This is a genomic window from Cuniculiplasma divulgatum, from assembly GCA_031200235.1.
Classification (GTDB): Archaea; Thermoplasmatota; Thermoplasmata; order Thermoplasmatales; family Thermoplasmataceae; genus UBA509.
Map to the genome: position 1 here is coordinate 1,107,813 of CP133595.1, position 16,133 is coordinate 1,123,945.

The following is a 16,133-nucleotide window of genomic DNA, read 5'->3' on the forward strand; positions in this document are numbered from 1 at the left end:
AATGAAAACCGACGAAGTGGTTATAAGAGTCGGGGGGGCGGCAGGCGATGGAGTCCAGTCCGCTGGGCTCATTATTGCAAAGGTTTTTTCCAGAAGCGGCCTTCACGTGAACACATACAATTATTATCAGAGCATAATCAGGGGTGGCCAGAGCTGGTACCAGATAAGGGCAAGCGACAGGCCGGTCAGGTCTCAGGGAGACGGGCTGGACATACTGCTTGCACTGAACAGGGACGCTCTTGAAAGACACACGAATCCAATGATAAATGAGGGCGGCGCATCTCCACTTGGCAAGAATGGAGTGGCAATATTCGACTCCTCAATTTCCGATTACAAGAAGGAGGATGTGCAGTATGTTTCCATGCCTCTTGGCGACATAGCAGCCAAACACGGGAAAAATGCGCTGATGAAGAACACGGTGGCAATAGGCGCCACAATGGCTGCAATCAGCATGAATTTTGACACGCTTGCGGACGTCATAAGAGAGCAGTTTGGAAACAAGGGCGAGGTTGCGGAGGAAAACGTCAGGGCAGCAAAGGAAGGATACGACTATTACCTTGCAAACTTCAAGAAACTTGGCATCACCCTGAAGACTTCGAACAAGAAATTCTATCTCATCAGCGGAGGGGAATCAGCCGGGCTTGGGGCAGTTAATGGCGGCCTGAAGATGTATGTGGGTTACCCAATGACTCCGGCATCATCAATCATCCATTATCTTGCCTCTCATGAAAAACAGTTCGGTGTATTCGTCAAGATACCCGAGGACGAAATATCAGCAATAAACATGGCAGTTGGCGCAAACTACGCAGGTGTAAGGGCCATGACCGGATCATCGGGGGGAGGTTTCTCACTGATGGTGGAAGCTCTGGGAATGGCAGGAATGATGGAGGTACCCCTTGTTGTGTACGAGGCACAGAGAGCAGGGCCATCCACAGGACTTCCAACCAAGAACGAGCAGGGAGACCTGAACCTTGTTCTGGGCGCATCTCAGGGTGACTTCCAGAGAATTGTCCTTGCTCCGAGAAACGTGGAGGACGCATTCTACCTGGCCAGGGAAGCCTTGAACCTTGCAGAAAAATACCAGACCCCTGTTATACTGATGTCAGATCTTTACATAGCAGAACACTATGAGACCGTTGAGAAATTTGACCTGAATTTCAAGATTGAGAGGGGAAAGATTGCACAGGCAGGAACCTCGAACTACAAGCGTTATGAATACACTGTGGATGGTGTGTCCCTGAGGGCACTTCCAGGCACTCCCGGTCTAATGCATAATGAGGACTCAGATGAGCACAATGAATACGGCGAAGTGGTTAGCGATGCCATTACCGATCCTTCACTGAGGGCAAAGTCCATGGAGAAGAGGATGAGGAAGCTTGACGCTTACATAAAGAGCATGCCTCCGACCCCAACATACAGGTATGACGATGCAGAGTATGCGGTTGTCCAGTGGGGTGGCACTCAGGGCGTTGTCGAGGAAGCAGTTGATGAGCTCAGAAACAAGGGGATCAAGGCAGGCGCTGTTGAGATAAACAGGCCATACCCGCTGAACCCGGATATTGGCAAGCTGCTTTCCGGCAAGAAGAAGATAATAGTGGTTGAAGGAAACTACTCCGGCCAGATGAATAAGCTTCTGAGGTCTGAGTTCCTTGTTAATACCGAGCTGATAACAAAGTACGATGGAGAGAGCTTCTATCCCGGGGCGCTTGCCGAGGAAATTGAGGCTGTAATAAAGAGGTGAATGATATGGTTACAATAGCAGACTACAGGGGAAAGGTAAAGCCGGATTGGTGTCCAGGCTGCGGTAATTTCGCACAGCTCTCTGCAATAAGCGGAGCACTTACGGATCTGAAAATGGATCCAAAGGATACAGTTGTTGTTTCAGGCATCGGATGCTCCAGCAACATGCCGGAATTCATAAATACCTATGGATTTCACGGCATACATGGAAGATCCCTTCCAGTTGCGTCAGCAATAAAGTGGGCAAACCCGAAGCTCAATGTCATCTGTTATGGTGGCGATGGAGACGGCTTCTTTGAGGGTACTCAGCACTTCTTCCACACTGCCAAGAGGAATGTGGATATAACATACATAGTATCCGACAACCAGATATTCGGTCTCACAACGGGCCAGGCATCACCCACAAGCGAGCTTGGAATGAAGACAAAGACAACTCCTGACGGCAACATCGAGAAGCCAATGAACCCGCTTACGCTTGCGCTCACGGCAGGTGCAACATTTGTTGCAAGGGCATTTTCAGGTGATGCTGTTCACCTGAAGGAAGTCATAAAGAAGGGAATAGAGCACAAGGGTTTTTCCTTCATAGACGTATTCAGCCCATGCGTGACATACAATAAGATCAACACATACGATTTCTTCAGGAAGAGGGTTTACAAGCCGGAAATGGACACCAAGAATTTTGCCAAGGCATATGAAATGGCACTTCAGTGGGGAGACAAGATCCCAATAGGCATTTTCTATGATGTGGATGAGGAAACCTATGAGGACAGGAGCCCCGTCATAGGCGCAAAGTCACTCATTGACCAGCCGCTTTACAAACTGAAGCCTGAAGACCTGGCAGAATTTCTTTAAATATAGATTATTTATTTTTTGTTTTTCATCATTTCCATTATTTCACCTATGGCCCTATCCAGTTGTGGGTCTGAGTTCTTGAGGTAATCATCGGGTGAAGGTTCTACCTCAATTGTCGGATCAGTGCCGTAGTTTTCAACACCGAATCCAACATCAATGAAGCTGAAGGAAAACTCGGGCTGGGTCACTATGGTGCCATCCACCAGAGTGGAATCAGTGTTGATCCCGACCACTCCTCCCCAGGTCCTGGTGCCAACCAGTGGTCCAAGGCCGAAAAGTTTCCACGAGTGGCTGAATATATCTCCATCAGAGCCTGCAAATTCATTGGTGACAGCAATCATGGGCCCTGCAACGGAATAATCAGGATACGGTATTTTCGGCCCTCTTCTCGGCTGATCGAAGCCTATCCTCTTTCTGGCAAGCTTCTCAAGGAGCAACTGGGATACATGCCCTCCGCCGTTGAATCTCACATCCACGATGAGGCCTTCGTACTTAGTCTCGGATTCAAGTAGCCTGTGGAATTCATTGAACCCATTGGGGCCCATGTCCGGGATATGTATGTACCCGACTTTTCCATCTGTTTTTTTGTGCACATATTTCTTGCGGTCCTCAACCCAGTCCCGGTACCTGATGCTTCGGTCATCCGGAATTGCCGGTACCGTGAAAAAGGTTCGATGCCCGTCCCTGTAAAATTCAAGCTGGACATCTTCACCTGAATGGTTGAGAAGGGCGGCATTTGGTGGCATGTCCTTTCCAACTCTGATGCCGTTAACGGATAACAGAAGGTCTCCGGACCTGACGTCAATTCCCGGGAGAAGCAGTGGGGATTTCTCACCCGGGCTTGACTCGTCGCCACAGTAGATTCTGGAAACCATGAATGCACTGCCATTCCACTGAAAGTCTGCACCCAGCCGTCCTATGGAATAGTTGGGAACAGTGGTCATCTCTCCCCCGATCTCATAGGAATGTGAAGTGCCAAGTTCGCCCTGCATCTCCCTTATAAGATCGGAAAGAGCATATCTTGTGGTTATTCTTGGCAGCAATTTTTCATACTTGGTATAGGTATCATTCCAGAAACTGCCGATTCTATCAGGATTCCAGTAGAATTCGCGCATCCTTATCCATGCCTCCCTGAACATCTGTTTCCACTCAGAACGAGGATGAACTCTGAGCTTTATCCTCTGCAGATCAACAGGTACTGCCTTTGACGGATCAGCTACCGTTGGAAAAACTATGTCTTTCTGCGGCAGGTTCATGAGGAAAAATTTACCCTGAGATTTGATGAGCATATGCTTCAGGTCCGGTGAAAGCTTGAAGTCAGTCAGACCGGTTGCAACTATTTCGCCCCTCCGTCTCTTCAGATCGAAGTTCTCCAGTATGCCTGAGCTTCTTTCTGCGGAGGACCAGAGGTAATATTTCATGCTTCCCTCAACAGGGAACTTCAATGTATAGAACGATTCCTCGGCAGCTTCCAGCCTGGTGTAATCAGATACTTCCATTGGAAAGCTGCCAACCCTGCCGGTTATCCCCTGAAAGGAAATTTCGCTGTATGTTTCTGTCAGGTCATTTGAAAGGAGTGGTGATTTCACTTTCTCATCGAGTGTCACAAAATACGGCCTTGCGGCCATGGGATATCCAAGTTCAAAGACTATCTTGTCATATACCGGATCCAGGTCCCGCTGGGACAGGTAGTACAGGTATCTTCCCTTTGGATCAAAGCTCGGGCTGTAATCCCTGTAGCCACCGGTTGTTACACGATGAGCGTCAAGCCTGTCAGCATCAGCTACGAATATGCTTGACTGGCTTCTGCTTTCTGGGAATGAATATGCTATATATTTTGAATTTCTGTGCCAGCTGAAGTCATCAATGAAGCCGTATTCAGACCTTGCAACAAGATCTATGCTGTCATTCGATAAATCCAGGACGAATAGCTCATAGCGGCTGTTAGAAAATGCCAGTTTTTTTCCGTCCGGGCTTGCGTATGCTTTTCTGATAAGCCCTCTCTCAATTTTAATACGCCTGACCAATTCTCCATTGAGATCATAAATGGAAAAACCATCTTCACCATCCTCATCTGATATTCCTATGGTATTGTTAGAACCGGGAATGAAGATCAGTGACTTTATCCGGCCTTTCTCTTCACTCCCAAGCTCAACCACGGGCCCGTGCTCCGGACTCATAACAAATGAATGGCCCCTTGAGACAAAAGATACTCTGAACGAATCTGGAGAGACCGAAAAATCGGTGAGAAAGTGTGATGGATCTGCGAAGCGCATTGAGGTCTGAAGTCCCCCGATTTCCGGTGCCAGATTCAGTTTCTCAGGGCTGGAGCCTTCGTCCGCCATATAAAAGATTTCTCCGCCGGACTGAAATACAATTGAATGGCCGTCTGATCTCACATTTCTTGCATAATATGTTCCAGAGGACGTGTGTTTTCTGATATCCCTGCCACGAATATCAACAGAATACAGTTCCCCTGTTCCTTCATAATCCGATGTGAAGAAAATCCTGTTGCCTGCATATGTGATTGAAGTAATGTTTCCATCCAGATCAAGAAGCTTACGGAACTGATCGCCATCACTCCTGACCCATATTTTGCCTCTCAGCCCTCCTCTGTAGTGTTTCCAGTTTGGAATATCGAATGTGTTTCTTCCAAGGATTGTGTACTTATCTGAATAGAGAATTGTGGTGGCCGGCCCAAGATTCAGTGGTTTCCAGGATCCTGTATCCTCATCTATCTCAATGAGTTCAGAGGCCCTTCTGAATGGGCTCAATGAATCGGTTGTCACGATAAGTTTTCCATCCTTTGAGAATCCGGCAATACCAAGGGAAGGACTTCCGAAGAAAGTTACCTGGATGGGTGTTCCTCCGGAAGATGAAACTTTGAAAACTTCGCTGGAGGTTGCCTCTGTTCCACGGAGAAGGCAGAAATATATGTGCTTACCATCAGGCGAGAATCTCAGATTTGTCACTGCACCAAAGTTAGATAGAATCTTCTGGTAGCTCCCTCTTCCGGTTTCGTATTCCCATATTTCATCGTCAGCCACAAAAGCAATTCTATCAAGGTGAATGTCTGGAAAGAGTTGGTATGTTTCCATAGTGGTATATGCAGCAACCTGCATAATAATACTTGTTTCAAATGAACTTAGTTCATATTTTTGAGAAATGCATATAGGGGAATAAAGACATTAAGCAATTATGAATGCATACATAACTGCACCAGATATTAACGGTGAGAACGTAATTTTCACTGCCAATGACAGTCTCTGGATAATGTCCATCAGAGAGAGGGTACCACATTACCTTGCAGGAGGCATGGGCATAATCAGCAATTCTAAATTCAGCCCTGATGGCCATAAAATTGCTTTCCGGGTGATGTCTGGTGAAGATGCAAGTTCTGCCGATATATATGTCATTGATGCCGATGGCACCGATCTGCATAGGCTCACTTATTTGACGGGCAAAAGCACAAGCAGGAGGATGTATACGGATGTGGCAGGGTGGAAAGATAACCAGCACGTGATAATATCCACAGACGCATTGAGTCCATTCACAGCACTGACATATCTCTATTCTGTTGACACAGCAAATGGAATTCTGGAGCGAATGTTATACGGCCCTGCTTCCCACATAATATTTGGAGATGGTAATATCTTCCTGGGGCGCAATACCTGGGAAATGCCACACTGGAAGAGATACAGGGGAGGTACTCGCGGTAAAGTATGGAAAGGAACCACTGATGGAGGTTTTTCCTTGATTGTGGACATGGAAACCCATGTATCTTCTCCGGTGTACATGAATGGCAGGATATATTTCCTGACAGACAGGGATGGATTCGGCCAGATATATTCAATAAATCAGTATGGTTCAGACTTGAAAAAACACACGGAATTCAAGGACTTTTACCCAAGGCATCTCTCTTCGGATGGTTCTCTGGCAGTATTTTCCAAAGCCGGAAAATTGTATAATTTTAATCCGAAGGATGGTATAACCAGTGATATTACTCCGCAGTTCAGGGTTGGGTTCACCAGTCTGACCACCAGATATGTTGATTCCTCTAAATTCCTGGAAGAGTTTGAACTTAATAACACTGGCGATGTGGTCCTCACGGTGGTCAGAGGGCAGGGATTCATAACGGGTGTGAAGGATGGTCCGTCCATTAAAATTGATGCTGCTTCCGGAAGAATAAGATTGGCCAGATTTATTGGCCCTGACAGTGTAGTGTTTGATGGAGACAAGGATAATATCGAAACAATTTACAGATACAATTTCCGAACCGGCAAATGTTCAAAGCTTAAGGGGGAGCTTGGCAGTATTGAATCTCTTGTTCCATCACCCGACGGGAAATGGCTGGCCGTAACAAACAACAGTTTTCAGCTTATTCTTGTAAATAATGAAGATGCAAGCCATATTGTGGTGGATACAAGTCCACAGGGAAGGATATACGATGTTGCCTGGTCCCGCGATTCCTCCAAGATTGCTTATGTGTTCCCTGTCATAAGGCAGTTCCTGGGTGGACATGAATTTGCCACTCTAAGGATATATGACCTGAAAACAGGCAATATCAGGCATATAACCACGGATAATTCCCGCGACTACTCTCCTGCTTTCAGTGATGATGACAAATTTTTATTTTACTTATCAGACAGGTCGCTGGATCCAGTATCGGACAAGCTTGTTTTCGATCTGGGTTTTCAGCAGATAACCCGCCCTTATTCCATTGCACTGGGTAAACTCAGTTCTCCTGATGACGTGCCATTGCCTGCAGATCTGGTACCAGAAAATTATATTGATACCGGCACGGGAGATGAAAAACTTTCAAGCAAACCCTTAATGGTGCCAGCAGGAGATATTTCCGCTTTGAAGTCAGTCCCCGGGGGTCTCACTTACTTGAGATATGAAGTGGAAGGTGGAATGAAATACTATAATACTATGGCCCTGAGGACAGGAAAACTATGCCTGTACAGCTTTGCCAAAAGGGAGGAATCGGTAATTGCAGAAAAGGTTGCAGAATACACTGTTTCCAGATCAGGCAGTTCAGTAATGGCCAGATTTGAGGGGGACGTTCTCAGGCAATTAGAATTCAATGTGGCGAGTGAATTTAAACCGTTCAAGATAATAGCGGAAACAAATTTTGACACAAAGCGCATCAGCGTATCTATTGATCCCAGTGAAGAATGGTTGCAGATGTTCAGGGAAAGCTGGAGGCTTGCAAGGGATAATTACTGGAACGGAGAAATTTCAAAGAAGCTTTCAGTTGATATTTATGCAAGATACGAAGAACTTGTGAAAAACGTAACCAGCAGATACGAACTCTCTGATGTGATCAGGGAGATGCAGGGGGAATTCGGTACGTCGCATTCATATGAGATGGGCGGTGATTTCCATGTAGCTTCTTCCCTGCAAGTTGCCAGGCTTGGAGCGGATTTTTCATTCAAGGATGGCAGATATGTCCTAACTAAGGTGCTCATGGGAGACCCGTCCAACGAAAACGAAAAGTCTCCGCTTGCCTATGGCGGATTTGCACAGGCCGGTGATGTGATCAACAGAATAAATGGTCAGGAACTCAACAAGGATTTCACACCATGGAAGGCTCTCATCAATTGTTCCAATAGAATCGTAAATGTGGAGTTAATCAGGAAGGATGGAAGAATAGTTGCAAGGCCGGTGAGAGCAATTCCCGACGATCGCTTTCTAAGATACAGGGACTGGGTCGAAACGAACAGAAAATATGTTCATACTAAGAGCAACGGGAGGCTTGGATACGTGCATATACCTGATATGGGGGTCAACGGATTTAACGAATTTTCAAGACTGTTCAGCAGGGAAGCAAATTACGATGGCCTGATTGTGGACGTACGATTTAACGGGGGAGGTTCTGTATCACAGATCATTCTGGAGAAGCTGATGCGCGCCAGGCTTGGTTTCGATAAACCAAGATACGGTATTCCGCATGCATATCCAGCGGATTCTGTAAACGGGCCAATAGTGGCAATCACAAATGAGAATGCGGGATCAGATGGTGACATCTTCACCCACGCGTTTAAATTGCTTGGTATAGGTCCAGTTGTGGGCAAACGAACATGGGGTGGCGTCGTGGGAATAAGCCCCCGCAGGAAACTGGTGGATGGCACCATAGTAACCCAGCCTGAATTTGCTCTCTGGTTCAAGGATATAAAATTTGGATTGGAGAATCATGGCGCAGAACCCACAGACGATGTTGAAAACCCACCTGACGCTTACATGAATGGCAAGGACGAACAGCTTGATTACGCTTTGCAGAAATGCATGAAAATGCTTGATGGATCAGAACGGCGTGTGGAATTTAAGCCATAGGTCTTTAAGATATTCCACATTTATCTCATGCACAGTATCTTCAGAGTAAATGGTGTGGTGGTAACCCAGTATATCTTATCATTCTCTGATAAATATTTTCATTGGAACAAAGTGTTGCAAGTAATTGATACTTGTAATTTCAGAAAAGTGCCTTCGACATTGAAATCAGAATATCCATCTTTAATGAACCCTTTTTCTGTAAATTCACACTTCGATCCTATTAAACAGGATGTGACTCGAGAGTTGAAAATCATCCAATAAACTGGCAAACATTGAAGTTTGCTATGGTTTTTAACTGAAGCATCGAGGTATGCCGAAAAGGCAAAATTCTCTTCGTAATGGCCAATAGATCCTTATTTCAACTCTATAGAACTGGTTATGGATTGTTATTAATCCAGATATTGAACGATAGTTATAAATATGATAGTTTTCATAAACATTTCATCGATGAAGGTGATATGCTATATCAAGTGATGGAAGAAAGTTAGATGGAAAAAGATATATGAAACTTGGTGCCGTAATGGCCATACTTATTGTATTTGTTATGGTTGGCCTTGCTGTATCGGAATCAAACGCTGTGGGCAACGGCTCCAATGCAGTATCAGCTGTAGGAAGCTCTGCAATTGCTTCTGCAGGCTCGGTAACACCTTATACATATCCCACCACGACAATGCAGGAACCTGGCTATACTAATGGAACATATATAATGGCAGCAACTAACAATGTTGAACATTTGAATGTTTATCTTACGACCGATGTTTATAGCTTCTACCTGCTCGACGAGATATATGATTCGGCAACCAACCTGCTGCCAAATGAAACAATTTCGCCGTGGCTGGCAACTAACTGGTCAGAAACTGCGGTGACATCAACAAATGCAGCTAGCTTCCTGGGTCTTGTCAATTCCACTACAAAAGCGACGTACGATCCCCTAAATGGAAAACTTGAACCGGTGAAATATGTATATACTGTAAATATAAGACAGGGCGTACAGTGGACTGACTGGACACCAGCTAACGCAGGCAGTACATACACATACAGCAATGTAACAACTTTTAATGGTCCAAGGGGCAACACACACACAATACACTACAGATTCAGCCCAATGACCATGAAGACACATTATGTCCAGTCTGCAGATTTTATACTTTCGTGGAAAATACTGCAATCATCTGAAGATTACAGTGGTTCATTTGCCAACATTGTAAATGTGGTTCCTGTAAGCAACACTACAGTGGATTTCTATCTCTCAAATCAGTCTGCTACATTCGTGACGTACAGCCTTGAAACACCCATACTTCCATATCATATATGGGTCAATCACGACTATTCAACAGTTCCAGGGGTCTGGAATTACACTGCATCCCCTCCAAGTTCCACGGGCGGATACAATAACTGGAACGTCAGTTACAACCCCACCACTGGCATGGCTCCACAACTCGTTGGAACCGGTCCATTCATGATGAATGGAGGATATGGCATGCCGAGCGGTCAGTGGATATTTGATCAGTACTGGAAACTTTACGTAAATCCCCATTACTTCGTACAGTACACAAAATCACTCAGGCAGTGGACTCCAAAATTCTATGAACTTTACGTTCCAGAGTACCTGTCGCTATCATCCGCTGTTATAGCAATGTCTCTCAATCAGGTGTATCAGATCGAGGGTGGAGTTACCCCAACATTTATTCCTACAATAGCCACGTTCTCGCACACATACATATTCAAGAAGCCCACCACTGGCTATGGATATATTCAGCTGAACTCATTTGGCCCCAGATCTGCGGCAAACGCATCGGCTGGAGCCTATCCCGGAATGAGTGGGCCATTCACGCCTGCAAAGATGTATCCTCCGCTGAATATAACATCGGTGAGACAGGCTCTTAACTATGCGGTGAACAAGGTCTATCTTAATTCAGTCGTTGACCAAGGGTATGGTATTCCTGGGACTTCAGTTGTTCCTGATTCAGATAGTGTCTGGCAGAATACCAGCTTACCGTCTTTCTCATACAATCCAGCAAAGGCCATGCAGCTGCTGAACGAGACACCTGGAATGAAATATGTGAATGGTGTGTACGAGTACTATGGAGTTCCATTCACCATGAATATACAGATTACTTCTGCGGCATCTAACCCGCTTGGTGTTGAGGGGGCACTGCTCATTCAGAAGTGGTGGGATTCTATAGGCGTTCATACAACTGTAACGCAGGAAGCTTTCAGCACAATCGTCTCAAACTTACTGGATTACGGATATAGTGGCATAGAGCTCGGGATAAGTGGAATAGAGGGAGATCCAACCGGGGACTTCGTCACATTCTACACACCTGCAGGATATGGTAGCGGGTTCTATCTGGGGCCCTTCACTCCTATGAATTCAACAACATTCCCAGGCCTAACAACATCCCACAACGGAACTTACTACGACAACCTCATGACATCATTATACAACAAAATGAATACAAACACAACTCTGTCTGTAAGAATAGCTGCCGGAAATGAGATTCAGGGAATAGCGGCCTATGAGTCCACAATGATAAATGTTGGATACGGTATAGATCTGTTCCCAATAGATAATTCAACATTTGTTAATACAACACATGACACTCTAAGCCAAACCGGTTTTGAGTACTGGAATTTCATGTCAGTCCACCTGAGGTCCCAAGTTGTTGCTGCACCTCCCAGCAAGGCTCCAGAACAGCTGAGTGTTGGAGTAATGACTCCCAAACAGGTTTACACCAATGGAGAATACGGAAACGTTACAGTACAGGTCAGGAACCAGTACGGATCACCTGTATCGGGTGCCAATATTACGCTTGGTGTGAATCCTTCCGGAGCACTGCTGAACATAACAAGCCTGAACGGTGTTACGAATTCTAACGGCATTTACACACTGGAGTTCAAAGTGCTTGACAACCAGCCTCTGGTATACACATCAGACTACATTGGAGAAATCAACATCTCTGCTGCTGCGACAATTTCAAGCGCCACACCAGGTTCTGTTGTTCCTGGACTTGGCTATACTTTCATAGACGTCCAGCCTCAGCCGGTCGCCTATAAGGTAACTGAAATGCCGGCACTCAATGACAGCTATAATGTATTGAAGCCAATGCAGATAGAGGTATACAATCCGCTTACTGGAGACCCAATAAGCAATTACAGCCTCACGTTGCAGACCATTGCGGGCATTGTCACCATGACAAATGTAACATACAGTAACGCTGCCCTTTCCATGGTATCAGGCAACCCGCTCAACGAACTGTACAATTCCATAAACTATGGAACACAGGTATCAAACATATCGTCAACGAGTACTAAACCAGTGAATCTTGCACTGACTCCAAACGGTACATTTGCAGTTATCGTAAACAACGAAACCAACAGCATCTCACTGCTCAATCTATCCAGCATGAAAATCTCCAAGACTTTCGCCGTGGGAACTGGTCCTGATTCAGTTTCGGTAGCACAGATGACATCGAACACCACCTCTGTCTGGGCCTTTGTTTCGAACTATGGAAGTGCCAATGTAACAGCGGTTAACCTAAGTAGTGGCAAAACTGCTGGGAACTTTGCAGTAGGTAATAATCCGAGCGACGTCTCCCTGATAATGAACGGAGTAAACGACAGCTTTGCTCTGGTAACTAATGCCGGGTCTAACAACGTAACAGCGATTAATCTAACCTATTACGTAAATGCATCACACGGACACGGTTCTAACGTAAACATCGCTGTGGGTAGCATGCCTGACTATATTGCCTTCTCCGGCAATTACGCCCTGGTATCAAACTACGGAAGCAGTAATGTGAGCGTAATAAACATCTCAAAGCTAAGCTCCTCGACTACCAGCAAATCCCAGATTAAGCTTGGCACACAGAAGGGACCGGATGGTATGGCAGTTGTGGGGGCAGATCTCTATGTGGCAGAATCGGGTAGCAACAACGTATCAGCAATCCAGCTGGTAAACCTGTCATACAACAGTTCCCTTGCAGCAGAAGGCTATGTTAACTACAGCTGGATCACAAACGTATCTGTGGGCAAAAATCCACAACAGCTTTCAGTTTCCGGTGGCTTCCTTTATGCGTCAGACACCGGATCCAACGTGCTGTCTGCAATAGCACTGTCCGATGTTGGAACATACAGCACTATGGATACTGTTGTAACAAATATATCAACCGAAGCAGGCCCCATGGGTATGCTTACAGTGGGAACCATGACTCTTGTTGCTGATAGTTCTGGATATATTACAGTGGTAAACGATTCCAGCTCTGCAATATACCAGAATTATACACTGTGGCAGGTAACTGGCGCCACAGCCAAGAACGGTACTCTAACTGTGATGCTTAAAGTTGGGCCCAGAGCGGACTTTAACCTAATGGGACAGAATCTTGAAAGCTATGTATTCCTTGGAAACTATGGAGCTGGTGCGCCGGTATCGGGAGCTGCACCATATATGACTATAGGACAGATCACATCGGCCACAAACCCCAACGGATTCGGAACACTTCAGCCAGTGGAGCTTCCACTTGGGATTTCAGTTAGTAGCCCTGCTTACACAATCTCAATGACAACATATCCAAACAACATATCGTCCCCGGGAGGAGCAGTCCAGGTGAATGTGACAGTTGTTAACGCGACAGGGGCTCCGGTACCTAACTTTGAACTGGACCTTATGAGTCAGAATGCACTGGGTGCAAACCGCGGATATTTCAGCGGAGCTGGACCAGTAATCCAGGCCACTGATCAGAACCAACTGTTCGGAAGCCTGGAACTCCCCGGAATACAGCTTACAACCAACTCTATGGGAATGGCCACAGCCATGTTCAACGCTGGGATGTATTCAGTGGCAATGCAGAATGGCAATTTCATAGGGTTCACACCGCAGTCTTTCACAGATCCTTACCTGATACCTGCTGACGACTTCGAGATAAGTGCTGTTGGTGTTACAGGCACTGCAGTGACTCAAATGTCCATAAACTCCTCCCAGTCTGTGACAAACGTGCCACCATCTCCAATGGCTGCAACCTATTTCCCCGGAATATCGCCGGTTGACGGTGCCGTAATCCTGAGCAGTGGATCCACCTACACTCTGTACGTGAATTCCACATACAATTCACCTGCAGGTGTATCAGCGGGAAATGTTCCATTCACACTGTCCGCAACATACGGAACATTCTCTCAGACATCAAATACAACAAACTCCAATGGAACATACACGGTCAGTTACACTGCGCCGAAGGTTACCACACTAACTGAGGTTACAATAACTGTGGTGGCTGATGGAACAACCTATCTGGAGCACGTCTACATACAGCCTGCACCGACGCCACCCAATAATATTCTGTATTATTCGTTGATTGGTGTATTTGCTGCACTATTTGTGATCTTCGCAGCACTGTATGTCATGGGAAGAAGGAAAGTCGTTCCACCGCCAACAGGAGGAGAACCACCAAAGACCGGTAACTGATTAACCGGAAATACATTTTTTTTTCATTTTCAAAATTTTATCTACATTTTGATCTTTATCAACTGTTTTATAACTTACCTGTGTCTTATATTTGGCACCAAGATTTACGTCTCATCAGTTCTGATTCTGCGTGGTGCATGAGGTGATATTATGGTCGGGTAAACCAGGAACCGCTCACTACAGCCGACAATTTTGCCGCAATCATTCTCCTGTGTTGATGCAAACATTCCATTTTATAAGCGCAGAGATCAATTTAGGATTATAACCACCGTAGAGGACGAACAACTTTACCCAGAAGAATGAAAAGAGACACGTTGAGAACTTCACAAAGTTTCCTGATTTTATCCGTACTCTCGAAATGGGCTTTTCAAAATGCCCATACTGAGAATCAGAATTGCACATATTCCTGAACTCTCGGGATAAGATTCACTGGTAATTTTGTGACTTTTAATGAAAATATGCAGTTCAGTGCAAGCAGAGGTTCTTCCTGGTGAAATCAAGTCCTATAAGTTGTGGACTGATTCAGCCTGGATAGTGTGGTCAAGAGCAGAGGGAATTGACCACTAACTGGGATATGGAGACGTGTATGCAATCTCATGGCTCAAGGCAAATCCGTAATTGGAAAATAATGGGATTTCAATTTGGGCCTACTTTCCAGAGAAGTTAAATGATTCCATATCTTAATAGCAAAATTTAACACGCCCTCATTCACTGGCGATTTAGTTAGAATTAAATAGAGTATTTCGTTATAACAACAGGCATGAATCCCTATCTCATTGCAAGAAAGATAGTTCAGGATGTAATTCTGATAGTTCTGATGGCTGTGGTCATTTTTGTTGTATACAGACTGATGCCTGGCAATCCAGCTCAATTGCTTTTATTTGGTGCCAAGAAGGCGGGGTTATCATCCCAGAAATTGCTGGCAGTTGAATCGCAGCTTGGCCTTGCTGGAGGTAAATGGAACTTTGCTAATTTCCTCATTTACATGAGGGATATGTTCACGTTCAACTTTGGATTTGATTATTTCGAACAGCTCTCTGTTTGGGATATTATAAAGCAGGCTTTGCCATATACAATGCTCCTGTTTGGAACTGCAGCAGTGGTCTCATTCGTTATTGGTATACCGCTTGGAATCGTAACGACCTGGGTCAGGGGCACGAAAAAGGAAAGCACACTTGTTTCAACTTCCAACATACTGAATGCCATACCTTTTTTTGTGTTAGCCATAGTACTGATAATATATCTTACTGCAAAATTCCCTGTGTTTCCAGTCAGAGCTGATTTCCCAATTGCATGGATCTCCGAGCCCGGTCACTGGGGCGGAGTGCTATATTATATGTTCCTTCCAACCGCGTCCCTTGTAATAATAGAAGCTGCGGGGCATCTTTTAACAACAAGGGCTGCCATGGTAGGGACACTTGGAGAAGATTTCATAACCACAGCAAAGGCAAAAGGGGTCAGTGAAGGAAGCATTATGTTTCACCATGCAGCCAGGAATGCCATGATCCCCATAAGTACCCGTATGGCTCTGGAATTTGCATTGCTTATGAGTGGTGCTGTAATTGTTGAGATTATATTTTCATGGCCTGGAATGGGGCATCTGCTTTATCAGGCGACGCTTTCACTTGATTACCCGCTCGCTGAGGGCGCTCTGTTTGTCATCTCTCTGGTTACAATTATAACGTACTCATTTGTAGACTTCATACACGCCTGGCTTGACCCGAGGATTAAACTGTAGGTGAAT

At 45.5% G+C, this 16,133-nt stretch carries 6 protein-coding genes; 5 read left to right on the top strand and 1 reads right to left on the bottom strand.

What is annotated here, in order from left to right; all coding sequences use genetic code 11:
- Position 1 precedes the first annotated feature (1 nt).
- Together RE469_05940 and RE469_05945 are read left to right on the top strand one after the other, a co-directional pair.
- Positions 2–1,741, top strand: coding sequence for a 2-oxoacid:acceptor oxidoreductase subunit alpha (locus RE469_05940; GenBank protein ID WMT43742.1), 1,740 nt, complete (start codon positions 2–4; stop codon positions 1,739–1,741).
- Between the two features lie 5 nt (positions 1,742–1,746).
- The gene (locus RE469_05945) at positions 1,747–2,592 is read left to right on the top strand and encodes a thiamine pyrophosphate-dependent enzyme (protein WMT43743.1); all 846 of its coding nucleotides are present in this window, start codon (positions 1,747–1,749) and stop codon (positions 2,590–2,592) included.
- An 11-nt stretch (positions 2,593–2,603) separates the two neighbouring features.
- Here the strand turns inward: RE469_05945 and RE469_05950 are convergent, their stop codons facing one another.
- Positions 2,604–5,690 carry a PDZ domain-containing protein gene (locus tag RE469_05950; protein WMT43744.1) on the bottom strand — a complete coding sequence of 1,029 codons (3,087 nt, stop codon included), beginning with the start codon at positions 5,688–5,690 and terminating at the stop codon, positions 2,604–2,606.
- A 100-nt stretch (positions 5,691–5,790) separates the two neighbouring features.
- Between RE469_05950 and RE469_05955 the strand changes: the two genes are divergently transcribed.
- From RE469_05955 to RE469_05965, 3 genes are all read left to right on the top strand, one after another.
- Positions 5,791–8,928 (top strand): S41 family peptidase, encoded by a 3,138-nt coding sequence (locus RE469_05955; GenBank protein WMT43745.1) that lies wholly within the window; start codon positions 5,791–5,793, stop codon positions 8,926–8,928.
- A gap of 502 nt (positions 8,929–9,430) precedes the next feature.
- Positions 9,431–14,389, top strand: coding sequence for an ABC transporter substrate-binding protein (locus tag RE469_05960; GenBank protein ID WMT43746.1), 4,959 nt, complete (start codon positions 9,431–9,433; stop codon positions 14,387–14,389).
- A 760-nt stretch (positions 14,390–15,149) separates the two neighbouring features.
- The gene (locus tag RE469_05965) at positions 15,150–16,127 is read left to right on the top strand and encodes an ABC transporter permease (protein ID WMT43747.1); all 978 of its coding nucleotides are present in this window, start codon (positions 15,150–15,152) and stop codon (positions 16,125–16,127) included.
- The last annotated feature ends 6 nt before the right edge of the window (positions 16,128–16,133 follow it).

Bases quoted from the DNA above. Each gene is read 5' to 3' on its own strand.
- RE469_05965 (WMT43747.1), top strand. From the start codon at position 15,150: ATGAATCCCTATCTCATTGCAAGAAAGATAGTTCAGGATGTAATTCTG.
- RE469_05950 (WMT43744.1), bottom strand. From the start codon at position 5,690: ATGGAAACATACCAACTCTTTCCAGACATTCACCTTGATAGAATTGCT.
- RE469_05960 (WMT43746.1), top strand. From the start codon at position 9,431: ATGAAACTTGGTGCCGTAATGGCCATACTTATTGTATTTGTTATGGTT.
- RE469_05940 (WMT43742.1), top strand. From the start codon at position 2: ATGAAAACCGACGAAGTGGTTATAAGAGTCGGGGGGGCGGCAGGCGAT.
- RE469_05955 (WMT43745.1), top strand. From the start codon at position 5,791: ATGAATGCATACATAACTGCACCAGATATTAACGGTGAGAACGTAATT.
- RE469_05945 (WMT43743.1), top strand. From the start codon at position 1,747: ATGGTTACAATAGCAGACTACAGGGGAAAGGTAAAGCCGGATTGGTGT.